This is a genomic window from Methanococcus vannielii SB (assembly GCF_000017165.1).
Classification (GTDB): Archaea; AGJL01; Methanococci; order Methanococcales; family Methanococcaceae; genus Methanococcus; species Methanococcus vannielii.
The window spans coordinates 707,951-732,607 of record NC_009634.1 but is presented as its reverse complement, the minus strand read 5'-3'; the positions used below and the strand labels follow the sequence as shown (position 1 = coordinate 732,607).

At 34.1% G+C, this 24,657-nt stretch carries 23 protein-coding genes; 10 read left to right on the top strand and 13 right to left on the bottom strand.

Going from position 1 to position 24,657, the window contains the following annotated elements; all coding sequences use genetic code 11:
• Positions 1-6: 6 nt before the first annotated feature.
• The 11 genes from tuf to MEVAN_RS03435 all read right to left on the bottom strand — a co-directional run bounded on the left by tuf (position 7) and on the right by MEVAN_RS03435 (position 13,447).
• A complete protein-coding gene (tuf, locus tag MEVAN_RS03485; RefSeq protein ID WP_011972488.1) occupies positions 7-1,293 on the bottom strand; it encodes a translation elongation factor EF-1 subunit alpha in 1,287 nt (428 codons plus the stop codon).
• A gap of 129 nt (positions 1,294-1,422) precedes the next feature.
• Positions 1,423-3,606, bottom strand: coding sequence for an elongation factor EF-2 (locus tag MEVAN_RS03480; RefSeq protein ID WP_011972487.1), 2,184 nt, complete (start codon positions 3,604-3,606; stop codon positions 1,423-1,425).
• A 103-nt stretch (positions 3,607-3,709) separates the two neighbouring features.
• Positions 3,710-4,276 carry a 30S ribosomal protein S7 gene (locus tag MEVAN_RS03475; protein ID WP_011972486.1) on the bottom strand — a complete coding sequence of 189 codons (567 nt, stop codon included), beginning with the start codon at positions 4,274-4,276 and terminating at the stop codon, positions 3,710-3,712.
• A 33-nt stretch (positions 4,277-4,309) separates the two neighbouring features.
• Positions 4,310-4,753 (bottom strand): 30S ribosomal protein S12, encoded by a 444-nt coding sequence (locus MEVAN_RS03470; protein ID WP_011972485.1) that lies wholly within the window; start codon positions 4,751-4,753, stop codon positions 4,310-4,312.
• Between the two features lie 9 nt (positions 4,754-4,762).
• A complete protein-coding gene (locus MEVAN_RS03465; protein ID WP_011972484.1) occupies positions 4,763-5,284 on the bottom strand; it encodes a NusA-like transcription termination signal-binding factor in 522 nt (173 codons plus the stop codon).
• A gap of 15 nt (positions 5,285-5,299) precedes the next feature.
• A complete protein-coding gene (locus MEVAN_RS03460) occupies positions 5,300-5,617 on the bottom strand; it encodes a 50S ribosomal protein L30e (RefSeq protein ID WP_011972483.1) in 318 nt (105 codons plus the stop codon).
• Between the two features lie 197 nt (positions 5,618-5,814).
• Complete coding sequence (rpoA2, locus tag MEVAN_RS03455; RefSeq protein WP_011972482.1) at positions 5,815-6,975, bottom strand: DNA-directed RNA polymerase subunit A''; 1,161 nt, start codon at positions 6,973-6,975, stop codon at positions 5,815-5,817.
• 43 nt (positions 6,976-7,018) lie between these two features.
• Positions 7,019-9,688, bottom strand: coding sequence for a DNA-directed RNA polymerase subunit A' (gene rpoA1 / locus MEVAN_RS03450; protein ID WP_011972481.1), 2,670 nt, complete (start codon positions 9,686-9,688; stop codon positions 7,019-7,021).
• Positions 9,689-9,745: 57 nt separating this feature from the next.
• Complete coding sequence (gene rpoB / locus MEVAN_RS03445) at positions 9,746-11,581, bottom strand: DNA-directed RNA polymerase subunit B (RefSeq protein WP_011972480.1); 1,836 nt, start codon at positions 11,579-11,581, stop codon at positions 9,746-9,748.
• Positions 11,582-11,624: 43 nt separating this feature from the next.
• Entirely contained in the window at positions 11,625-13,124 is a 1,500-nt protein-coding gene (locus MEVAN_RS03440) for a DNA-directed RNA polymerase subunit B'' (RefSeq protein WP_011972479.1), read from the bottom strand.
• A gap of 86 nt (positions 13,125-13,210) precedes the next feature.
• Positions 13,211-13,447, bottom strand: a complete 237-nt coding sequence (locus MEVAN_RS03435; protein ID WP_011972478.1) for a DNA-directed RNA polymerase subunit H — start codon at positions 13,445-13,447, stop codon at positions 13,211-13,213.
• Between the two features lie 272 nt (positions 13,448-13,719).
• Between MEVAN_RS03435 and MEVAN_RS03430 the strand changes: the two genes are divergently transcribed.
• From MEVAN_RS03430 to MEVAN_RS03415, 4 genes are read left to right on the top strand one after another with little or no spacing between them, the layout of a single operon-like run.
• Positions 13,720-15,261: a homocysteine biosynthesis protein gene (locus MEVAN_RS03430; protein WP_011972477.1), complete on the top strand. Its 1,542-nt coding sequence runs from the start codon at positions 13,720-13,722 to the stop codon at positions 15,259-15,261.
• Positions 15,262-15,276: 15 nt separating this feature from the next.
• On the top strand, positions 15,277-15,675 hold the full coding sequence (locus tag MEVAN_RS03425; RefSeq protein ID WP_011972476.1) for a 4Fe-4S binding protein: 399 nt from the start codon (positions 15,277-15,279) through the stop codon (positions 15,673-15,675).
• A gap of 42 nt (positions 15,676-15,717) precedes the next feature.
• Positions 15,718-15,972 carry a MoaD/ThiS family protein gene (locus MEVAN_RS03420; RefSeq protein WP_011972475.1) on the top strand — a complete coding sequence of 85 codons (255 nt, stop codon included), beginning with the start codon at positions 15,718-15,720 and terminating at the stop codon, positions 15,970-15,972.
• Between the two features lie 15 nt (positions 15,973-15,987).
• On the top strand, positions 15,988-16,914 hold the full coding sequence (locus tag MEVAN_RS03415) for a TIGR00269 family protein (RefSeq protein ID WP_011971984.1): 927 nt from the start codon (positions 15,988-15,990) through the stop codon (positions 16,912-16,914).
• A 298-nt stretch (positions 16,915-17,212) separates the two neighbouring features.
• Here the strand turns inward: MEVAN_RS03415 and MEVAN_RS03410 are convergent, their stop codons facing one another.
• Complete coding sequence (locus MEVAN_RS03410) at positions 17,213-17,860, bottom strand: CatB-related O-acetyltransferase (RefSeq protein WP_232179336.1); 648 nt, start codon at positions 17,858-17,860, stop codon at positions 17,213-17,215.
• A 41-nt stretch (positions 17,861-17,901) separates the two neighbouring features.
• Positions 17,902-19,050 carry a tRNA uracil 4-sulfurtransferase ThiI gene (gene thiI, locus MEVAN_RS03405; RefSeq protein WP_048059143.1) on the bottom strand — a complete coding sequence of 383 codons (1,149 nt, stop codon included), beginning with the start codon at positions 19,048-19,050 and terminating at the stop codon, positions 17,902-17,904.
• A gap of 568 nt (positions 19,051-19,618) precedes the next feature.
• Here thiI and MEVAN_RS03400 point away from each other — a divergent pair.
• The 6 genes from MEVAN_RS03400 to MEVAN_RS03375 all read left to right on the top strand — a co-directional run bounded on the left by MEVAN_RS03400 (position 19,619) and on the right by MEVAN_RS03375 (position 24,651).
• On the top strand, positions 19,619-20,404 hold the full coding sequence (locus MEVAN_RS03400) for a sulfide-dependent adenosine diphosphate thiazole synthase (protein ID WP_011972472.1): 786 nt from the start codon (positions 19,619-19,621) through the stop codon (positions 20,402-20,404).
• Positions 20,405-20,457: 53 nt separating this feature from the next.
• Positions 20,458-20,943, top strand: a complete 486-nt coding sequence (rimI, locus tag MEVAN_RS03395) for a ribosomal protein S18-alanine N-acetyltransferase (RefSeq protein ID WP_011972471.1) — start codon at positions 20,458-20,460, stop codon at positions 20,941-20,943.
• A 5-nt stretch (positions 20,944-20,948) separates the two neighbouring features.
• Positions 20,949-22,265, top strand: coding sequence for a methyl-coenzyme M reductase glutamine C-methyltransferase (locus MEVAN_RS03390; protein WP_011972470.1), 1,317 nt, complete (start codon positions 20,949-20,951; stop codon positions 22,263-22,265).
• A 12-nt stretch (positions 22,266-22,277) separates the two neighbouring features.
• The gene (locus MEVAN_RS03385; RefSeq protein ID WP_011972469.1) at positions 22,278-23,054 is read left to right on the top strand and encodes an NAD+ synthase; all 777 of its coding nucleotides are present in this window, start codon (positions 22,278-22,280) and stop codon (positions 23,052-23,054) included.
• 104 nt (positions 23,055-23,158) lie between these two features.
• The gene (locus MEVAN_RS08830; protein WP_011972468.1) at positions 23,159-24,232 is read left to right on the top strand and encodes a 2,5-diamino-6-(ribosylamino)-4(3H)-pyrimidinone 5'-phosphate reductase; all 1,074 of its coding nucleotides are present in this window, start codon (positions 23,159-23,161) and stop codon (positions 24,230-24,232) included.
• A gap of 218 nt (positions 24,233-24,450) precedes the next feature.
• Positions 24,451-24,651, top strand: coding sequence for a histone family protein (locus MEVAN_RS03375; protein WP_011972467.1), 201 nt, complete (start codon positions 24,451-24,453; stop codon positions 24,649-24,651).
• Positions 24,652-24,657 lie beyond the last annotated feature (6 nt).

The window sequence follows — 24,657 nt, the reverse complement described above, 5'->3', positions numbered from 1 at the left end:
GCTAAATTATTTGTTTTTAGCTGTAACTTGGATAGCCATACCTGCAGCAACGGTCATACCCATATCTCTGATTGCGAATCTACCAAGTTGTGGAATTTCTTTAACGCTTTCTATAACCATTGGCTTTGTAGGAATTAATTTAACGATTGCAGCATCACCAGCTTTTAAGAAGTCTGGGTTTTCTTCTAAAACTTCACCAGTTGCAGGATTTAATTTTTTCTGGATTTCTGCAAAAGTACATGCAATTTGTGCTGTGTGTGTGTGGAATACTGGAGTGTATCCTACGGTTAATACTGAAGGGTGTTGTAAAACAACAATCTGTGCAGTAAAGTCAGTAGCAACTGTTGGAGGATTGGTAGTGTGTCCTAAAACGTCTCCTCTCTTGATGTCTTTTTTACCAACGCCTCTTACGTTGAAACCGATGTTGTCTCCAGGTTCAGCACTTGGTAATTGTTCGTGGTGCATTTCTACAGTTTTAATTTCTCCAATTGCTCCAGCAGGTTCAAAGACAACTTTGTCACCTGGTTTAATGATACCGGTTTCAACTCTTCCTACTGGAACTGTACCTACACCTGTAATTGAGTAAACATCTTGGATAGGCAATCTTAATGGTAAGTTAGTTGGTTTTTCAGGCGGTTGGAAGCCGTCAATAACTTCTGCAATTGTAGGGCCCTTGTACCATGGGGTTCTTTCTGATTTTTTGAATACGTTGTCACCGTGGAGTGAAGCAACTGGAACAAAATTGATCTGTTCAGGGTTAAATCCAATCATTTTTAATAACTGATCGCCAATCATTTTCTTTAATTCGTTGTAATCAGCTTCTGAGAAGTTTACGGTGTCCATTTTGTTAACTGCAACAGCTAACTGTCTTACACCTAAAGTTCGGATTAAGAACACGTGTTCTCTTGTTTGGGGTTGGATACCAGATTTAGCATCGTCAACGTTTACAACTAAAACAGCTGCATCAGCTTGTGAAGCACCGGTAATCATGTTTTTAATGAAGTCCCTGTGGCCCGGGCAGTCTACGATTGTAACTTCGTATTTTGCGGTTGGGAATTTTTTGTGAGCTACGTCAATTGTAACTCCCCTTTCTCTTTCTTCCTTTAAACCGTCCATAACGTAAGCAAATTCGAATCCTGCTTTTCCTTTTTCTTCAGCTTCTTTTCTTAATCTAACGATTAATTGTGGGTCAATAGCTCCACCGTCTAATAATAATCTTCCTACGGTTGTTGATTTACCTGCGTCTACGTGACCGATAAAAGCAACGTTAAGAATTGGTTTTGTTTTTGCCATGATCATTCCTCCATAATAGAGTTTTAGATTGATGTTTTTTCATTTATTTAGATTGATTCAAGTTTTAGACTCAACCGTAAAGTGTAATAAGTGTAGTAGAAAAAGGTATATATATTTTATGGTGGTCGTTTATTCTGATTTTAAACCTTTTCTGTCTCTAATTTGAGCAACAACCTTAGTTTGAATTTCATTTGGTACTCTTTCGAATCCTGAGAATTCAACACTCCATAAACATCTACCTTGGGTTGCACCACGAATTGCACCAGCGAATCCAAACATTTCAGCAACAGGAACACTTCCTTTGATAATTGCCATGTCACCTTCCTGTTCCATGTCAACAATCTGCCCTCTCCTGTTGTTGATTTCTCTGATCGCATCACCCATGTAATCCTGTGGCGTGTTAATGTAAATTTTTTGCATAGGTTCCAAGAGAATTGGTTTTGCACTTGAAACTGCATCTCTTACTCCAAATCTAATTGCAGGGATGATTTGTGAAGGCCCTCTGTGGATTGCATCTTCGTGGAAAGTTGCATCAATTAGTTTGATTTTTACTCCTTGAGCTCTTTCAGATGCAAGTGGCCCTCCTTTTACACCTTCTTTGAAACCCTCAATGATTAATTCTCTTGCTTCATCGAGTTGAACAATACCTTTTGTCATGTTTACAATCATGTTTCCATTGTAAATTGACATAACTTTTTTAGCCTGTTCTCTTTCAAGTCCAGCTTCGATTAACCTAGTCTCTGCATCTACGTTAGTCTTCTTTTTGAAGTCTTCATCGTGGATTTTACCTTCAACGTATGCTGCATAAACTGACTCTTCCATTGGTTCTGCAATCATGTAGAGCTTGTTGTGCTTGTTTGGTGATTTTCCTTCAATTTCAGGGGAAGTTCCTGTAATGGTTTCCCTATAAACGATAATTGGTTCACCAACATCTACTTCAATTCCACCGTCCCTTCCAATCTTGGTATTTGTGATAACTTCAATGTGGAGTTCACCCATACCGCTGATTAAGTGTTCACCGGTTTCTTCATTGATTTCGATTCTTACAGTGTTATCTTCTCTTCCAATCTGCCTTAAAATCTCGATTAATTTCGGTAAATCTTTCGTGTTTTTAGCTTCGATTGCAACAGTAATTACTGGTTCAGATGTGTGGGTCAAAGATTCAAATCCGGGTTCTAAAATTTTTGATGGGCTACATACGGTTTCTCCAGCAGTAGCTTCTCTTAAACCCGTTAATGCACAAATGTTTCCTGCGGAAATGCTTGGCACTTGAACTCTTTCAGCACCCATGAAGATAGCAACTTGTTGTGCTCTTGCCTTTTGTTTAGAGCCTACAAGGTATAATTCGTCACCTTGTTTGATTCTTCCAGAAAACAATCTGCATGCTGAAATTGAACCTGCGTGTTTGTCAACAATAATTTTTGTAACAACACCTGCAAGTGGTCCATTAGGGTCACACATTGCCATGGATTTACCAACTTCAGATTCTGCATCTCCCTTCCAAATGTTTGGAATTCTGTATTTTTGAGCTTGGAGTGGGTTTGGCAAGTGTTTGATTGCCATGTCAAGAATAACTTCGTGAAGTGGAGCTTTATCAGCTAATTCTGACTGTTTTTCCTGTTCACAGTAGTCAATAATGTCTTTAAATGAAATTCCTGATTTCTGCATGTATGGAACTGAAATTGCCCAGTTATTGTATGCTGAACCAAAAGCAACTTTTCCAGTGACTACATCACAGAGCCATTCTTTCTTAAATTCTTCTGGAGCCATTTTTTCGATTAATTTATTGACTTCAGCGATAATTTTCATGAATCGTCCTTGTAATTCTTCAGGAGTTAACTTTAATTCGTTAATTAACCTGTCAACTTTGTTAATAAACAAAACAGGTTTAACTTTTTCTTTTAACGCCTGTCTTAAAACAGTTTCAGTCTGAGGCATAACGCCTTCTACTGCACAACAAACAACTACTGCACCGTCGATTGCCCTCATTGCCCTTGTTACGTCACCACCAAAGTCAACGTGACCTGGTGTATCAATTAAGTTAATTAAATACTCTTTTCCATTATATTCGTGTACCATTGAAACGTTTGCAGCATAGATTGTAATACCTCTTGCAGCTTCTTCTTCATCGAAGTCAAGTGCAAGTTGGTCTCCTGCTAAATCTTTTGAAATCATACCTGCTCCTGCAAGTAAGTTATCAGATAATGTAGTCTTACCGTGGTCAATGTGGGCACAAATACCCATGTTCCTAATTTGGTCGTGGGTTTCCATTAAGGATTTAACCTTTTCAACCATTTTTGCTCGTCTTCCCATATTTTCACTCTTTTATTTTTTTGAGCAGTTCACAATATGTATACTCTAGTTATCATTTTATGATATAGAGTTATGTATAAAGAAATATAAAAAATGTATGGTTTTATCTTGCAGATTGTGCAACTCTTTCTTTTTCTTCTTTTTTCTTAACTGCAAAGCTTTTTTGCATATCTGCTTTTGAAGCTGCAACTAATTCATCTGCTAAGCACTGAGCAATAGATTTTTTGCTTTTGTGGGCACCCTGTGAAGCACCGAGTGAAATGTTTCTAAATGCAGTATCGAGTCTTCTTGAAGGCGAAACGTCTACTGACTGTAGGAATGCGATACCACCGTATGAAATTCTTGTAGTTTCTTCCCTAGGCCCTGAATTTTCTAAAGCATCAACTACAACTTGAATTGGGTTTTCTTTAGTTCTATTTTCAACAATAGTTAAAGCTTCTTCAATTATTGACAAAACTTCGTTTTTTTTCCCAGTGTTTACTTGCGTAGCCATTAATTTATTTGCTAATCTTTCTACAACGTGCATTTTGTTTTTATCAAACATTTTCTTTGAGTTTCTTCCTGCAGTGTGAGGAATTAAAACTGGATTTAAGCTAATGTGTGATTTTAAGCTTGGATCTTTAACTGTGACAGAAGTACTGTCCCACTTACCAAATAATTTGATTTCCAATTTTTCACCCTTTTTAATCTATCTATTCTTAAATTATCTTTTAACTTTTTCCTGCCTTCCTCTAACGAGTTCCCTGATTGAGTTTTTACCAACCATTAATACTTTGTATCTTACTCCAGGAATGTCCCCTTTAGCTTGACCTGATGGACCACCGATACCTTCGATTACAACTTCATCGTGTTCGTCAATGAAGTTTATAGCATGATTTCCTGGGGCAAATGCGGTTACAACCCTACCATTTTTGATTAACTGAACTTTAACACATTTTCTAATCGCAGAATTTGGCTGTTTTGCTTCAAGACCAACTTTTTCTACAACAATACCCCTACCCATTGGAGCTCCTCCTAACGGGTCAGCTTTTACTTTTAAGCCTAATTCTCTGTTAACGTATTTGTAGTGTTGCCATCTTGTCGCTTTTCTTTTTAATAATAATTTTCTTCCTGCGAATTCTCCTTTTGGAGATTTACTTCCTGACATAAAATCACCTTATTGGTTTTCTTCAGCTTGAACATTTTCAGATGATTCTGCTGCTTTTTCAGGTATTTCATCTTTTTTAGGCCTGTTATCAGCGTCTTTTCTTAACCCTGCAACGACTTTGATATTTTTAACGCCTGCAAGTCTTCCTGCAATGTCAACTGCTCTATCAATGTTTTTCCCTTTGTCTCCGATAATAGCCCTCCTTAATCTAGGGTGAACTCTAACGTAAACTACGAGGTCGTTACCGAATTTTTTAACCCAAACGTCTTCTAATTCGATTGGAGCAAAAATGTTCTTAATAAACTGTTTTAAATCTTCAGAGTATTCAATTAAATCTATTTTTTTTCCGAATTTATCGGTTGCGTTTTTTACATTTTCGCCGCCTTTTCCAATTGCAGCTCCAATGTCACCTTCTTTTACGACGAATACTATCTTTTCATCGTCTGAAGTGCTGTCAATTACGTTGGCACCAGTCATCTTTTCGAAAAGACTGATCCTCATGATGTCTTCTGTGTTTAATTTAATTCTCATTAACCATCACCTCGGTTATTCGTTGTTAATGTTCAAAATAGCCGAGTTTCCTGGTTCTAAAACCAACAATGCCGAAACTGGAAATGGTTTTCCACAAATTGCACCAAGTTCAATTGATGTTACCTGATGGGTGTAAACCGGAGTTTCTGAAAGCTTTGTGTAGTAAAAAATGTCTTCTTTTACATCTTTTGCACAGTTACCAGCAATGATAACGAGTTTACCTTCGCCGTGTTTTATGTTTTTTATAGCCTGCTTTGTACCTAAGACTACGTTTCCAGTATCTACTGCTACTCTTATAGCTCTGTTTATGTCCATGCTATACCTCCTTCTCATTATATTCTCCAGAGGGTTTTTCCCTTATGTATTTTGGAAAATTTATGTCCTCATGAATATACGAGTAAGTTAATAGTTAGATGTTATTTTTATACTTTTGCATAGTTATTATTCAAAAAAAAGAGTATTTGACTAAAATTAGGGATTTTTCAAAAATAAATAAAAAAAAGCAAATTTTATAACTTATAAGTTATAAATTATAATTCTTTTCCTTCTTCGTATTCTTTTTTAATGCACACGTTAATGCACCCGGTACCCATAGATATAGGTTTTCCAACAATAATATTTTCAACAACACCACTTAAATCGTCAACGTATCCTCTCATTGAAGCCGAATAGAGGTGTTTTACGGTTTCTTCAAATGCAGCTCTTGCTAAAACAGATGCTTTTTCACCACCAATACCATGTCTACCTATTGGTTTTACAACTCCGTCTGTAGTCATAAGGTCTGCTACCATCATTAGGTGCCTTTTGTCAACCGTAAGACCTTGATTTCCAAGCGTTGCATCCATTTCTCTAATTATTGCATTTCTTGCAGCTTCAACACCTAAAACATCTTGAATTTCAACAATATTATTTGTTGTGGTTTTAGTTGTATCAACGCCATCTATTTCAAAAACTTCTTTTAAGTTTGAACCTTCACTATATAATACATATTCGTCAATTTCTTTCCTTATAATTACTCTTTTAATATTTGGAACGCCCTTTAAGTGAATTTCTCTTACCTTCGGTAGCCTTTTTCTTAAAGCTTTCAATGAAGGTGTTTTTATTTTTAAACTTAAAATGTTTTCATTTTCTTCAATTTTTAATTTCATTTTAGACTTTATTGCCTCAACAACGTTATTAACTGTTAACTGCCTACTTTCAAGCTGTTGAACATCGAGTACAATTGTAATACATTCATTTACGAGGTCTACGCTAATGTCTTCGGAAACTGATTCAACAGTTGTACTTTCGATATTTTTTGAAACAATCGCAGCAGATTCCCTATCGTATTTGTAGTCTCCTCTAAGGTAGATACTCATTGTAGGTGTTGAGGGTTCTTTTCGTGCATCAACAATTTCTATCATTCGTGGAAGACCAAGTGTTACGTTTAACTCTGCTACCCCTGCATAGTGAAACGTTCTCATGGTCATCTGCGTACCGGGTTCCCCAATTGACTGTGCAGCAATAACTCCTACTGCTTCTCCAGGTTCTATAACCGTTCTACTGTATGCTCGAATAGTCTCTTGAATGATTTCATCAACAATATATTCTTCATTTATATTCTCTTTTAAAATTTTTTCAGATAATTCTCTCCTTAATAACGGTGGCAGGACGGAATTTTCCAATTTCTTTTCTAAATCAGCCATTTGCATGTGTTTCACCTTGAAAATAGTTTATTTAAGAAATTGAAAATTGTTAATTTTCATATTTTGAAATGACTTTTGTAAATACTTTATCTAAATCTACGCCTTTTCCGTGGTCTGCTTTTGAAGGATCTACTAAATCTTCCCCGTAATTAAATTGAACAATAATTCCTCGTGAATCCCTTACAGTACCATCATATTCTGCTTTTATATCCTGTAATGCATTTACAAGCCTTCTCTGCATGTAACCTGACTGTGCAGTTCTTACTGCTTGGTCAACTAAACCTTCTCTACCACCCATTGCGTGGAAAAAGTATTCTGTAGGCGCTAATCCTTTTTTATAGCAACTTCTAACAAACCCGTGTGATTTTGCATCTAAACTTCCCTCTCCAAAGTGGGGGAGCGTCCTTCCACGGTATCCTCTAAATACCCTGCCCCCTCTAACAGACTGCTGACCGACACTTGCGGCCATCATAGTAATGTTAAGAAGAGACCCTCTTGCACCGGTTCTTGCCATCAAGGCAGCATGATTTTCTTTACTTAAGTATTTTTCTGCAACTTTACCTGTATCGTCTCTTGCCTTACCAAGAATTTGCATGATGTAGGCTTCCCTTGATTCTTCAATGCCTCTTCCTGGAAGTGGATCTAGCGTTCCACCTTCATATCTTTCAACGATTTCCTGAACGTCACTTTCTGCTTTGTCCAATAAATCTTGAATTTCTTGAATAGCTTCAGAAGGAATATCTTCATCGTCAATCCCGGTTGTAAATCCCCTTAACATCATCGATTTTACTGACATTTTCGTTGCTGAATCAAGGAATGTTCTTGCATCTTCTGAACCAAAGTCTTTAACGATTGTGTTTAAAACGACACCTGTTTCCGCACCAAAACCGTTTTTATCGATTACTCCTTGAACTAGTCTGCCATTTCTAATAATAACAAACGCATCGTTTTCACATTCTTCCCTTTTACATTGAACACACTTTTTACAGACTTTAGCTTTGTACTGTAAATTTAGTCCTTTTGGAAGAGTTTTACTAAATAATGATTTTCCGCTGTAGTATTCTATTCCATTTTCAACAAAGTCCGGCTCTCCAAGTTCTGAACCAAATCCTGAACTTTTAAGAAGAGTTAATGCTTCATCTTTTATAAAATTCGAACTTGTAAGAACATATGCTCCCGAAACGAAGTCGTGAATTGCACCGATAATTGGTCCACCGTATCTTGGGGAAATAATATGTTTTTCAACAAGCATTAGTGTTTCAGCTTCCGCTCTTGCTTCCTCAGACTGTGGAACGTGAACGTTCATTTCGTCACCGTCAAAGTCTGCGTTATATGGCGGACATACACAAAGGTTGTGCCTAAAAGTCCTATATGGGAGAACTTTTACTTTGTGTGCCATGATAGACATCCTGTGTAAAGATGGCTGTCGGTTATATAAAACGACGTCACCATCCCCCAAATGTCTTTCAACGACCATTCCATCAACAATATTTTCTACCCACATTTTTTTGTTGGTGTCAGTAATTTTAATCTTATATTCTTCTTCTTTACCATCTTTAGTTTTAACTTTCTTAATTACGTAGTTTACACCAGGATGTTTATCAGAACCATTTTCAATTAATTTTCTGATTCTTTCAATGTTATATGGCGTAACCTTTTCTGGAACCGTTAGTTCTTTTGCAATTAATTCTGGAATTCCAACTTCATTAATACTAAGTCTTGGGTCTGGTGAAATAACAGTTCTAGCTGAAAAGTTTACCCTTTTACCAGCTAAATTGTGTCTAAATCTTCCTTCTTTTCCTTTTAATCTTTGAGCAAGAGTTCTAAGTGGCCTTCCACTTCTGTGCCTTGCTGGAGGGATACCTGGTGCTTCGTTATCAAAGTACGTATTTATGTGGTACTGTAAAAGATCCCATAAGTCTTCAATAATTAAGTTTGGAGCACCACCGTTGATGTTTTCTTCTAAACGCTGGTTAATTCTAATGATATCAACTAACTTGTGGGTTAAATCATCTTCACTTCTTTCACCACTTTCTAGCGTTATAGAGGGCCTAACCGTTACCGGGGGGACTGGAAGTACAGTTAAAACCATGTATTCAGGTCTTGCAACTCTTGAATTTATTCCAAGAAGTTTACAGTCTTCATTTGGAATTTTTTCTAAAATTTCCCTTACTTCTGATGATGTAAGCTGTTTTTGTGATTTACCGTCTAACTGGTGGTAGGTAGTTGGTTTGTCATATTTTATATCATATTTTACTTCACCGCAGGAAGGGCAAACACTACTTTTTGCAGCTTCTTTTAGCAGGTCATCGGAAAGAGTCCATGGGTCTCCACCGTCTTCTTCAAGTTTTAGCATTTTTTCTAAATATTCATCCCGTTTTATTTCGGTAACCGTAACTTTACCGCAGTGTGGACAAACTGCTTTTAAAAGTTTATAAATATCTTTTGCAAAACCAATATGAATAACTGATTTTGAAAGCTCAATATGTCCAAAATGCCCTGGACACGTTCCAACTCTCCCACTACAACTTTTACAAACTAAACCTGGGTCAATAACACCTAATCTTGTATCCATTAGTCCGCCATCAATTGGATATCCATCGTCATCATAAGTATCTGCTGTAACGATTTTTGCAACAGACATTGTCCTTATCTGTTCTGGAGAGAGCAATCCAAATGTAATATCTCCGATTTCCTTTGGAACATCAAATCTATCCATGTATTTCACCGTTTGTGGTCTTTAAATTCTGTTAATAATAAAAAAAATTAATTTAAGTTATGCTCTATCTTTTAATTTTAATTTTGGATCGATTCCCATACTCTTAAGTTCATCCAATAGTAATTTGAATGCATAAGCAATTTTTACAGGCGGAATTTTTCTATTATCCTGAATGTCTTCTGATTCGCCACATACTGGACAGAATTTCATGCCTCTTTTGTAATCAAAGATTGCGATTTCACCACACTTTGCACATACATAATCTTCATGCGGGTCTGATTCATCGAGTAATCTTTCTTTAAGTAGTAGTGCAGCACCGTGGGCAACAAGAACGTCTCTCTCCATTTCTCCAAACCTGAGACCTCCTTCCCTAGCTCTACCTTCAGTAGGTTGCCGTGTAAGGACTTGAATTGGGCCCCTACTTCTTGCGTGGATTTTCCCTGCAACAAGGTGGTGTAGTTTTTGGTAATATGCAACTCCAACAAATATTTCACATTCTAATTTTCGGCCTGTTTTTCCATCATACATAGTTTCTTTACCACTATGTGTAAACCCGTAGTTTTCAAGAGCATGTCTTAGAGCCCATTCTCCTTCACCACTGAATATAGTTCCGTCAACTCGTCTACATTCTAATGAACCAACTTTACCGCCAATCATTTCAAGAACCTGTCCAATAGTCATTCTTGAGGGAATTGCGTGTGGGTTAATAATTAAATCAGGAATTACTCCATCTTCGGTAAATGGTAAATCTTCCTGGGGTACAACGAGCCCTATAACTCCTTTTTGTCCGTGTCTTGAAGCAAATTTATCTCCAAATTCGGGAACTCTTAAATCTCTAACTCTAACTTTTCCAAGTCTATTTCCTTCCTTAGTTTCACTTAAAATTACGAGGTCAACTACTCCTTCTTCACCGTGTCTAATTGTAACGGATGTGTCTCTTCTCTGTGATTTTGTTTGAAGGGTTATTTCTTGTTCTTCTAAAAACCTTGGAGGTGAAGTTTTTCCCAATATTACATCTCCAGACCTTACTTCAGATTCTAAGTCTATTAAACCATCATCTCCCAAATTTCGGTATGCTTCTTCAGCCCTATATCCCCTAACGCCCTTTTCAGGAACTTCGAATTTATCAAGTTGTCCACCAGGGTATCTTTTTTCAAAGCTTTCATAACTTCTAAAAAATGTACTCCTTCCAAGGCCCCTTTCAAGAGATGCTTTATTAATTACGAATGCATCTTCCATGTTGTATCCTTCGTAACTCATAACTGCTACAACGAAATTTTGTCCCGCAGGCCTTTTATCAAATCCTAATATTTCCTGGTGTTTTGTTCTAACCAATGGAACTTGAGGGTAGTGAAGTAGATGTCCCCTTGTATCCATTCTCCACTTTATATTCGCCATTGGAATTCCTAATGATTGTTTACCCATTGCAGCAGCCATCGTAATCCTTGGGGCTGAGTTATGTTCAGGATAAGGTGCAACACCTGCACCGATACCTAAAATTACAAGTGGGTCAATTTCAACATGCGTATTTTCAAAAGTAATTTCGTCATTGTACATTGCAATTCTTGCGTTTTCTTCTTCTTCAGCATCTAAAAACTCAATAACGCCCGTTTTTACAAGGTATTCAAAAGTAAGTTCATTATTATTAACTTTTTCTAAAAGTTCGTTTGTTAATTTTGAAAACCCGTTTTCAACTACCACTAGCGGCCTTACAGCCCTACCGCCATCGGTTGATATATGAATATCGTTACTTTCTTCATTAAATGAAATAGATGTGTTTGGAGATAATTTTCCGCTTCTTCTCTGTATCCTTAATGATTTAACGAGGTTTTCAGGGTCTTTTGAAGTATCTATCAATTTCCCATTGACGTAAACGTTTGCCTGTTTTTCCAAGGTATCCACCTTCTTCTTAAGTGACTGAATCTTTAATAGGGATTTAAATGTCTTTTGAAAGTCCAATTTCTTTTATTAATTGAATAATACCTTCATCTTCTTCATCAGTAGTTACTTTACACATTACCGCAAGATTTTTAACCAGACCACAGTTTGGACCTTCCGGTGTTTCTGATGGGCAAATTTTACCCCATTGAGTTGCGTGCAAGTCTCTTGCTTCGAAGTGAGGTTGTGATCGGGATAGTGGTGATACAACTCTTCTCAATTGGGATACTGTTGCAAGATAACTAGTCCTATCAAGAAGCTGGGATACCCCTGTTCTTCCACCTACCCAGTTTCCTGTAGCCATTGCATGTCTCATTCTTTCAGTTAACACATCGCTTCTAACTGCCGCTTGAATAGAAGGTTCTTTATTTCTTATTGCCTGTCTTTCAAGCTGGTATTTAATATCTTTAATTAACTGGTTGAATGAATGTCTAAATAAGTCTTCCATCAAGTCTCCTGCTAATTTCAATCTCTTGTTTGCATAATGATCTTTATCGTCTTCAACTCTTGAACCTAAATAAAGTTCTATTGAATTTTTAGCCATTCTTCCAAGGTATTTACATTTAGCACCTAATTTTTCAGATTCAATTCCCATATGTGGCAACAAATAATTACATAGAATTGTTTCAGCTCTTTTTAATTTGTATTCTTTTGGCTGTCCTGGAGCAACTCTTTTTCCGATATGTTCAAGTGCATCTTCAGTTGTGTTTATCCCATGTTCTTCTCTAGCTTCCTGTAAGTTTGCAACTAACTGCATGACTACAGTAGGCTCGTCTGAAATTAATTCCATAATTTCCCGGTCAGATTCCGCACCAAGTGCCCTCATTAGTATAACTAACGGAATAGTGCTTGGCATACCTGGGAAAGATACGTTTAAAAGTCCATCTGGACTTCTTTCAACAGTACATAACGCCCTAAACCCATGTCTAGTTGAAAATACTTTTGCAATATCAACAATTTTGTTGTTTTTTTCAACCTTTTCACAGAGGATTCTGTTTGGAATCAAATCTTCCTGGGCAACAACAGCTTTTTCTGAACCATTAACAATAAAATAACCTAATGGGTCTTTTGGATCTTCACCATAGTTAATCATGTCCTCTTCGCTTTTTCCAGAGAGATGACAGATTTTTGCACCGAGCATTACTGGAAGTTCTCCAATATAAACTTCAATTGGTGAAAGTGTTTTTTCTTCATCACCTTCACCAATTAAAGGTATCATTTCAAGGTAGAGGGGCGCAGAGTATGCAAGATTTCTAATTCTTGCTTCCATTGGCGTTATTTCTTTTACTGAACCATCTGCTTCTTTATTTATGGGTTTAGTTACCCTTACTTTTCCAAAGGATACCTTATAACCTCCTTTGATTTCCGTTTCAACGCCAGTTACCTCATCAATGATTCCTTGAATCTTGTTTTCAACAAAATCGTCATAAGAATCAATATGGTGTTTAACCAGACTGTTTTCTCTAAAAAATGCATCTACAATAACACGGGACTCCATGGTTTTACCCCTTACGTTTTTAGATAAGGTACTATATGATAAAGATTGATTTTGAAAAAATATTTTTAATATAAATTATGGTAATACTAAACTGAATTGGATACAACTAATCTAAAGTAAACTGTTTCGCCTGCAGTCTGACTCTTTCGAGTTATTTTTACAATGTCTCCAACTTTTGCACCGACTTCAATAACCAGCGGGTCACTAATCAATAACTTTGGAAATTGTTGTATTTTTATACCGTACTTTTCGAGTAAAAAGGGAATCTCGTCTCCTGGGATAATTTCATGTTCCGGAACCATTTCATGTGAGGATACTTTCACAATTTGGCCTCCTTTTGTTTAAAATAGTTATAAAAATAATTTTATACCGATAATATTAGTATCATGAAAAATAGTGGTAACTACTATTTATTGTTTACTGTCTATATATACTTTTCGAATGAGTATGTATTAACAATATATGATATAGTTAAATAATATGATATATATAAATTACCGAACTAATTATGAGTTTTAAATCATATAAATAATCATTCATGATATATTCAATAAATAATCCTGCTTTCAGTATATACTAAGTTAAGGTTGATATTTTGAAGACTGTTTTTGAAATTAACGAGAAAATAAGAAATAATAATGCAGTAGTTGTAACTGCAGAAGAGATGATAAGCATCGTAGATGAACTAGGTGCGGAAAAAGCAGCATTGGAAGTTGATGTGGTAACTACTGGGACATTTGGTGCAATGTGTTCTAGCGGGGCATTTTTAAACTTTGGACATTCAGATCCTCCGATAAAAATGTATCGAACACTTATAAATGGGGTTGAAGCGTATTCTGGGGTTGCTGCAGTTGATGCATATATGGGGGCAACCCAAGTAAATTCTGACGATGATATAGACATAGCCTATGGTGGAGCACACGTTCTTGAAGACCTTGTTGCAGGAAAAGAAGTTGAATTGGTTGCGGAAGGATATACTACTGACTGCTATCCTCGAAAAAAAGTAGCAACAACTATAACGATTGATGACTTAAATCAAGCAATCTTAATAAATCCAAGAAACTGCTATCAGTCATATAATGGCGCTACAAATAGCACAGAAGAAAAATTATATACCTACATGGGAGCACTACTTCCAGAATACGGGAATTTAAATTATTCTGGCGCAGGCCAACTAAATCCTATGCAAAATGACTACAATAGGGAAACAAAAACGTACAATACATTGGGTATGGGTACAAGAATATTTTTGGGTGGTGCAGAAGGTTACATTATTGGGGCAGGAACCCAGCATAGCCCAAACAATGCATTTGGAACAATGATGGTTAAAGGAAATTTAAAGGAAATGAATATTAAATATTTAAGGGGGGCAACAATTCCAAAATATGGATGCACCCTTTTCATGGGCATAGGTGTTCCAATTCCAGTATTAAATGCAGAGATTGCGAAAGCATGTGCAATAAAAGATGAAGATATTCAAATTCCAGTACTTGATTATGGAGTACCTAGAAGAAGTAGGCCTACTGTTGGAACTATAAACTATAACGAAGCAAGAACTGGAAAAGTAAAACTTGAAGTAGAAGTTTCGGGTAAAAAAGTTGAAAAAACAATTAAAACTGCTTCAGTTTCAAGTTACAAGGTTTCAAGAGAAATTTCAAAAGAACTTCAGGATTGGATTTTAAATGGGGAATTCATGTTAACTGAAAGGCTTGAACCGTTAGAAAAATACGCTCCAAAACCTATGAAAGCAAAAATGAAGCTTGTAAAAGATATATTAAGTAGGCCCGCAGTTGTGGGAACAATAAAAATGTCAATTACCGAAGCTTCAAGGATATTAATTGAAAATAACATTAATCACTTACCGATTGTGGATGAAAAAGAAATGCTTTCAGGTATAATTACTTCATGGGACATAGCAAAGGCAATGGCTCAAGATATTGGTTCAATTTCTGAAATAATGACTAAAAGCGTACTTTGTGCAACACCAGATGAAACAATAGACATGGCTGCAAGAAAAATGAGTAGAAATAACATTTCAGGACTCCCGATTGTTGATTCAAATAATATGGTGGTAGGAGTTGTATCTGCAGAAGATATATCAAAACTTATTGGAAGAACAGGATTAAATAAAATTTAAAATCTGGTGATTTAATTGAAAAAAAGGGTATTTTACTGGATATCTGGAAATAATGTTCGTGAACCTGTAGTTTCACTAGTTGTATTGGAAACTGGTGCAATGGTTAACATACTAAAGGCAAAAATGGAACCAAGGGAGGGATTTTTAATCCTTGAAGTAACCGGTTCAGAGTTGCAAGTTGATTCTGCAATAACCATTTTGAAAAAATACGGGGAAGCAGAAGACATTCCAAAAATTATTCAAAAAGACGATAATTTATGTATTGATTGTGGCTCATGCGTAGTACACTGTCCTGTTGGTGCACTTTCAGTTGATTCTGATTATAAAATATTGCTAGATGAAGATGAGTGTATAGGGTGTAAAAACTGTGCAAAAGTATGCCCTGTAAATGCCATTAAAGTCTTTGAAATTTAATAATTACTTTTTTAATTCTTTTAAAATTTTTCAGGTGATTTAATGTTACTTACAGTAAAATTTTTTGCAAAATGTAGGGAAATTCATGGAAATGGGCTTATTATATCTACGGATTTGGAAAAATTAAAAATTTCCGATTTAATTGAAATTTTATCGGATAACTACAACATTAATTTAAAAGAAGAATTTAAAAATGGAAAAATAATTGTTTCAAAGGACTTTGAAATAGTTTCTGCAAATGATATTCTTACTAAAGATTCCGAAATTGGGATATATCCTCCAGTTTCAGGCGGATAAGACCAAGTGATTAATATGGAATGCAAAAAATGTAAAAGTCCGTCTATATATCATCAAAAACATTCTGGAAAACACTTCTGTAAGGAATGTTTTATAAACGATATAACTAAAAAGGTTCGAAAAACCCTTGGAAGAAATATTATTAAAAACAACGTAAAAATTGGAATTGGATTAAGTGGTGGAAAAGATAGCTTAGTAATGGCACACCTATTAAGTGAATTTTTTAAACCTATTCCAAATGCAAAATTAATTGGATTAATGGTTGATGAAGGAATTGACGGATTTAGAACTGATGGAATTAATAACGCAATAGATTTTTGTAACGAATATGATATTGAATATAAAGTAGTTCATTTTAAAGATTATATTGAAACGGATTTAGATACAATTGTTAAATTGGCGAAAGAAAAAAATTTAACAATGAACCCGTGTTCATTTTGTGGAGTAATTCGAAGAAAAATATTAAATAAAATAGCAATAATTGAAAAATGCGATTACCTTGCAATTGGCCATAACTTAGACGATATTTCACAAGCAGTCATGATGAACTACATTGAAGGAAACATTAAAAAACTAGCAGTTTTAGGAAAAGATTCTAAAAATTCTAAATTTGTAAAACGTATAAAACCTTTAGAAAAAATACCTGAAGATGAAGTATTACTTTTTGCAGATTTTTTAAAACTAAAATATCATAAAGCACCTTGCCCATATTCAAGTTTATCGTATAGATCGGAAATTTCTGAAATTACAGATCAACTTGAAGAAAATCATCCTGGAGCAAAATATTCAATAGTTAAAGGCTTTGAAAGACTTTTAGAATATTTAAATGTTCCAGAAGAAGTTGGAGTATGTAAAATATGTGGCGATGCTTCTTCAAGAGATATTTGTAAAGTTTGTACTTATTTAAAAGAACTTGAAATTTTAGAAAAGTCTAAGTTTTAAAAATTTTTAATATTTTTTAGTAAATTTATTGGAGTATACATCGTCATTTTAAATTTTTCCTTAGATAGTTTAATTATTTTTATTGTTTATTTTATTATTGGGGATTTAAAAAGAACATGAATATTTTTAATTAAAATATTATAAATATTGGTTTTTTATTATGTAATAAAAGATATTTTACGTATTTTACATTTCAAAAGTCGAATTTATCCATTATTTAATTATAATTGTCATGATTTCAATTTTAATATTATTCAAAAAGAGTTAGATTCAAAAAATTATTTTGAATAATTAAAAATTAAATTTCAGAAATTTCTTTTAATTTTTCAAATTCATCGCTCATTAAAATCGAAATATTTTCTTTAATTTTTGAAATTGGCCAGTTCCACCACTTTGTCTTTAATAGAAGTTCGACTTTTTCATTACTAAATCTATTTTTGATGAATTTGGCAGGATTTCCACCAAAAATTCCATAAGCATGCACATCTTTTGTAACAACGCTTTCAGTTGCAATTACTGCACCATCTCCAATTTTTACGCCCGGCATAATAGTTACATTTGCCCCAATCCAGACGTCGTTTCCAATTACTGTATTTCCTTTATTTTTAAATCCTAACGGGATTTCAGTTTCCAAGTTTTCTGGAGAGTCTGAAATTAAGGTTAATGGGTATGTAGAAATCCAGTCGTACCTATGTCCCTGATTTCCACCCATTATGAATTTAACACCCGACGCAATACTGCAAAATTTTCCAATAATCAGTTTATCAACATCTTTTCCGCTGTCAACTTCATCAAGGTACATTATGCATTCTTTAAAGTCTTTTCCTTCGTAGTATCCTGCATAGTAGGTGTATTCCCCGATTTCAATGAGGTCATTATCTATTTTTTCCCTTATGATGTTATGGCCTTTTACTGGAAACTCTTTATCTTCTTTAAGGAGTTTAATGTCCCTATAGCTTTCAAATGGATTTAAATTCAAAATTTCACCTAATTTTTACAGCAGTTGCACTCGTGAAGAGTTTTTAACCTTTCTTCAATCTTTTCCATTTCTTCAATAGTAGTGTTTGTTATTGGAAACTTTGGAACTGCAAAACAACTTATCTCTTTACTAATCGAAATATCAAAAGTCCCGATTTTTCTTGCAATATTCATAATTTCTACTTTATCAAGTCCAATCAGTGGCCTTAATATTGGATACTTGGTTCCTTCACTAACTACTCTGAGATTTTTAAGAGTTTGTGACGCAACTTGGCCCATATTATCTCCATTTATAATTGCATCACATTTTTGATAAGAGGCATGTCGTTCAGCAGTTCTTAACATGGTTTTTTTACAGAATAGGCACGTGTATTTTTCCCGTTCTATTTTTGTTAGGTCATTTTTAATTCTTAAAAGTTCTTCAGTAAAGTCGATATGTATAAATTTTGCTTCAGGGTCAAAATCGCTTAAAACATCATATAGTTTTTTAGTTTTTTCAAGGCCTTCTTCTGAAGTTTTCAGGTGTAAAAGTACGAGTTTACAACCTCTTTTTGCCATCATGTACGCAGCAACGGGGCTATCTATTCCATCAGATAGTAAAACTAAAACTTTACCTTGGGTTCCAACGGGAATTCCCCCAATTCCATCTATTCTTTCAACAAATACGAAAGAATATTCGTTTAAAATTTCAACATCTATTGAAATCGTTGGATTTGTTAAATCTACTTTTATGCCATGTTTTTCAACAATTGGCCCTCCAACGGCCATGTTTACCTCAAGAGAGGTGAGTGGAAACTTTTTTTGAGGCCGCTGAGTTTTTACTCTAAAAGAAACCTTGTCTTTATTTTCGTACTTTGAGAGTTCTCCTTCAAAAAGTTCAAGTGAAACTTCCTTAATTTTTTCAATTTTTGGCTCTACAAGAGTACACGGGCTAAATGAAACTATTCCTGGAACCTTTTTTAAAAGTTCTTTCATCTTTTCAAAATTTTCGTCAGCTACATCCACAATTAATCTTGTATGAATTATTTCAACATCTGCCCTTATGCCATGTTTTTTTGCAAGTTTGAAAATACCACTTGCAAGTAATTTCTCAAACCTGTGCATTGTAGTTCTTGATTTAGTCCCTATTTCGCCATATCTCACTATAAATTTTTTCAAAAATCTCAACTCTTAAACCTGTTTTGACTACTTTTTTTTAAATTACCTTTAATATTTACTTAAAAACGAATTTAATAAAAAATGGTATAAATATTCATTTGTATTTAATAACTAACTTGAAGGTGCATAAATAATTTATCAGTAGTTTTTATCAATGTATGAATTTAAGAGAATTTAAGTCTTAATAAAAAAATGGTACATTACAAATATTATCTAAAAAAATAAAATTTAGTAAAGCTTATAATAATTATAAAATAAGTATAACTAAGGTATACTTAATAAATATTCACTTAAGTGGCGGTTAAATGATACTCCAATAAACTTAAAATATTATTGCAAATATATTTAAATGAAATACAATAAAGGCATTAACGCCGATAAAAACTTTGAAAGAACTAAATTAACTTCAATGGTTTAGGCATACACCTTTGAAACTACTGTAAAACTAGCCTCCTTTTAAAAATCCCCTCATAAAAAATTAAAAAGCATTTTTAGAATTTAAAATTAAATTAAATTAAAGTATAAATAACATAAATTACAATCGTAAAAACCGTAAACGAGGAATAAAATGGATGGAAAATTAAGGGCAGATGAAGTAGCTGTTACAAAATCTATAATCAAGTCAAGTTTTGAGATGTGGATGGATTTAATTGAAGTAGATGTTGTAATAGTCGGAGGTGGCCCAAGTGGCCTTACTGCTGCAAAATACCTTGCAGAAAAAGGAGTAAAAACGCTCGTACTCGAGAGACACCTTTCTTTTGGAGGAGGAACTTGGGGCGGAGGAATGGGTTTTCCAAATATTGTTGTTGAAAAACCTGCTGATGAAATTTTACGATCCGCAGGAATTAAATTAAAATCGGTTGACGGAGAACCTGAACTATTTACTGCAGATTCTGTAGAAGTTCCTGCAAAACTCGGTGTTGCAGCAATTGATGCAGGTGCTAAGATATTAACTGGAATTGTTGTCGAAGATTTAATTTTAAAAGAAGACAAAATTTCTGGAGTAGTAATCCAGTCTTATTCCATTGAAAAAGCAGGGCTTCACGTTGACCCAATTACAATTTCTGCAAAATACGTGATAGATTCAACAGGACACGACGCTTCCGTAGTATCTACTCTTGCAAGGAAAAATAAAGACCTTGGAATAGAAGTTCCAGGCGAAAAATCAATGTGGGCAGAGAAAGGAGAAAACTCACTTACAAGGAACACTCGTGAAATTTTTCCAGGCCTTTTCGTTTGCGGAATGACGGCAAATGCATACCATGCAGGATACAGAATGGGCGCAATATTTGGTGGAATGTATCTTTCAGGAAAGAAATGTGCAGAATTAATATTAGAAAAGTTAAATAAATAACTAAACATATTTTTTTTATAAATTTTATCTGGTTTTTTTATTTCGTGATGTTAATGATAGTAAACATAAGAAAATTCAGGGAAACAGATTTAAAACGTGTAACCGATATAGAAAAACAGGCTTTTGATAAAAATTACCCTGAATTTTTAATAATGCATATATATACAACATTTCCAGACGGTTTTTTAGTTGCTGAAGATGAAAATAGCATGATAATAGGATACGTTATTGCTCTTGTTGAATGGGGTAACGGCCATATTGTGGCTATTGCCGTTGATGAATCCCATAGGCAAATTGGTGTTGGAACTATCCTTTTAAGTTCCATAGAAAATTTTCTTTTTAATGAATGTCATGTAAAACATACCGTTTTAGAAGTAAGATTTGACAACAAATTTGCAAGGGAATTTTACTATTCAAAAAATTACTCGGATAGAAAGGTTCTTTACAATTATTATGATGATGGTGCAGATGCGATATTAATGATAAAACGAAGGTCAGATTTAGTTGGTAATTACCCTATTTTTGTAAACATGTGGTAGATACTATGAAAGTTATAATATATTCAAAGGACATATATTCTTACGGTGCAATGCTTATTTCAGGAATTTTAAAGGAAAAACACAACTACGATGTAAAACTTGTTCGAAATTTATCTGAAAACAATCTTTTTTTAAATTCTGATGTTGTTATATTTAGCCTTTATTCAACATTGAATATTTTGGACGAAAACATAAAAAATACGATAGAATTAATAAAAAAGTCTGGAAAAACTAGGGTTTATGTTGCAGGGCCAGTTTCTGCTTATCCTGAGATTATATTAAATGAATTAAACTTAGATGGCGTAATTTTAGGGGAAGGTGAACTTACAACCCCTGAAATTATTTTAGGAGGTAAAAATGGCCTTGCGTATTTTAAAAACGATGAAATTATCAAAAATAATGTAGAAAAAAAGCCAGAACTCGATTTTTCAAAAATATATATTCCAAAAGATATTGAAAAACAGACAGTAAGAGGGGCAAATATCTATATGGAAACGCATAGGGGATGTCTTGGACACTGCACGTTTTGTCAGGTTCCTGAATTTTTTGGGCGAGATATAAGAAGTAAACCTTTAGAATTAATATTAAATGAAGTAAAAGCACTTAAAAGACGAGGGGTAAATAGAATTGCAATAAGTGGGGGCACTGGAAGCCTTTATAATTTTAAAAATTCTTTAAATCGGGATAATTTTATAGAAATGGTAAAATCGGTTTCAGAAATTATTGGAAAAGAAAATTTATCCATTCCAGATATGAGGGTAGATTATATCGATGAAGAAATACTTTGTGCAATCAGGGATTATTCAATAGGATGGGTTTTTTATGGGATTGAGAGTGGGAGTAACGAACTCCTTAAAAAAATGAAAAAAGGAACAAATACTGCCAAAAACTTAAGAGCAATAAAAACTGCAAAAGAATGTGGAGTAAAAGTTGCAGGAAGCTTTATTGTTGGCCATCCTGATGAATCAGAGTATGATTACCTACTTACTAAGGATTTTATCGTAGATGCGGAGCTTGATGATATATTTATAAGTGCTGCAGAACCAATTCCTGGAACTGAATTATGTAAAACTGTTTTGAATACTAAATATGAAGAAAATCCAACATTTATGGTACACAGTGGACAATATCGAAAATATGGTTTAAAAGAAAATGAAGCAAGAGCTTATGACTTAATGATGCACTCAGAAATGTGGAAATCAAACCAAAAAGTAATCACTAAAAATCTTGCAAAAGTATACCTTGAAGAAGCAAAAATGCAAGGGGCGGATATTCGAAAAGTTACCGAATTACTATTTAAATACCGGAATTTTATAATTTAAACGAGGGAGATTATGATTAGAACTGATATGGAACTTAAAGAACTTACGAATGAAATATGCGAATTTATCCGTGAACAAGTTGAAAATGCAAATGCAAAAGGCGCAGTAGTTGGTTTAAGCGGGGGAATAGATAGCTCCCTTGTAGCCTACCTATTAGTTCGTGCACTTGGAAAAGAAAATGTTTTTGGCTTAATAATGCCTGAAAAAAATTCAAATCCAAAAGATGAAAAACATGGAAAATTAGTTGCAGAAAAGCTGGGTATTAATTACTCTATTTTTGATATAACTCCAGTTTTAGTCGCATTTGATGCGGGAGGTTATGTTTTAGGAAAAGAATTTGATAAGCGTTCAGATGGAAACTTAAAACCCAGAATAAGAATGACTAAACTTTATTATGAAGCAAATAAAAAGAACTACCTTGTTTCAGGAACGTCAAATAAATCTGAAATATATATGGGCTATGGCACAAAACACGGAGATTTAGGCTGTGATTTTTTGACATTAGGTAACCTCTTTAAAACTGAAGTAAGGCAACTTTCAAATTATCTGGAAATTCCAAGGGAAATAATTGAAAAAGCACCTTCGGCAGGATTGTGGGAAGGGCAAACTGATGAAGGGGAACTTGGAATTACTTATGAAAAACTAGACCAAATACTTAATTTAATGGAAAAAGGAAAGGAAATAGAAGATATTTCTGAATTTTTAAACGTTTCAATCGAAAAAATGCTCGAAATAATGACTCGAATTTCATCAAACAAGCATAAATCCATTCCAATTCCAATGCCTTAATTTTAATGCCACTTTAGTATTTACTTTTACTATTTCTTTAAGAATAATCTTTAGTAATTACTTTAAATTTATTTAAAATTTATTTTAGTTAATAACGTGGTAACATGGATAAAAAGGAATCTTTAAGGAAAATTGTTGAAACTATTGATAATATAAAAGAATTGGCAGAATATGGCATTCCAGTACTGATTGAAGGAAAAAAGGATGCTGAATCATTGAAAAATTTGGGAATTTCTGGAAGATTTATCTTTGTTTCAAGAACTCCAATATTTCAAATTGCAGACACTTTAAAAAAAGAAGGTATTTTAGAAGTAATTTTACTAACTGACTTTGATAAAGCAGGTAAAAAGTATGCAAGGGAAATACTTTCGGAATTTCAAAATAGGGGCATTAAAGTAAATAATATTTTAAGAAACGAACTACTTAAATACTCCAGAGGAGATTTAAAAGATATAGAGAGTATTTATGCATATATTTCAAGAAGGGTCGATATTATGCCAAATTTTGACGATATGTTGTTACCGCATGTTATATCTAATGTAGGAATGACTCTTGATGGAAAACTTGCAACAGTTTCAAACGACTCAAGAATTTCATCTGAAAATGATTTAAAAAGAGTACATGAACTAAGAAAAGAAGTTGATGGAATACTGGTCGGTATTGGAACTATATTGAAAGACGATCCAAGGTTAACGGTACATAAGGTACCTGCAGTGCCTAAGGAAAACCCGATAAGAATTGTGGTTGATAGCAGTTTAAGAATTCCAATGACTGCAAGGGTATTAAATAGTGATGCAAAAACCATCATTGCAACTACAAAACCTTCTTCAAATGAAAAAGATGAAAAAATTCGAAAATTAATCAGTATGGGAGTTACAGTTATTCAAACAGGTGCCAAAAAAGTTAATTTAAAAGATTTAATGAATGAATTATATAAACAAGGCATAAAAAAGATACTGCTTGAAGGAGGGGGAACTTTAAACTTTGGAATGTTTAAAGAAAACTTGATAAGTGAAATAAGGGTATATGTAGCTCCAAAAATATTTGGTGGGTCAAATGCGCCGACCTATGTTGATGGTGAAGGATTTAAAACAGTTGAAGATAGTCCAAAACTTGAATTAAAGAACCATTACATTCTTGATGATGGAATAATCCTTGAATATATCGTGATTAAATAAAAAATCTTGCTAAATACTATTTTTATATTATTCTTATATTATTTTTTAAAGTTATATATTATGTATCTAAATACATAAATTTAAATAAATTATCCAGATATTTTTAATTAAAAACATTTCAATCCTTTAAATTTAAAAAAAGAATATATTTTTAAACGAAAATTATAAATACTGGAAGAAAGCCAATTTTAAGTATAGAAAGAAATTAAGGTGATTTTATGGCAGAACTTCCAGTTGCACCAATGGAAAGAATTTTAAAATCAGCAGGTGCTGATAGAGTAAGCAGGGACGCAGCAGTAATGCTCGCAGAGGCATTAGAAGAAATCGCAACAGATTTAGCGAGAGAAGCAGTAATATTAGCAAAGCACGCTGGCAGAAAAACTGTTAAAGCAGAAGATTTAAAATATGCAATGAAATAATTACTT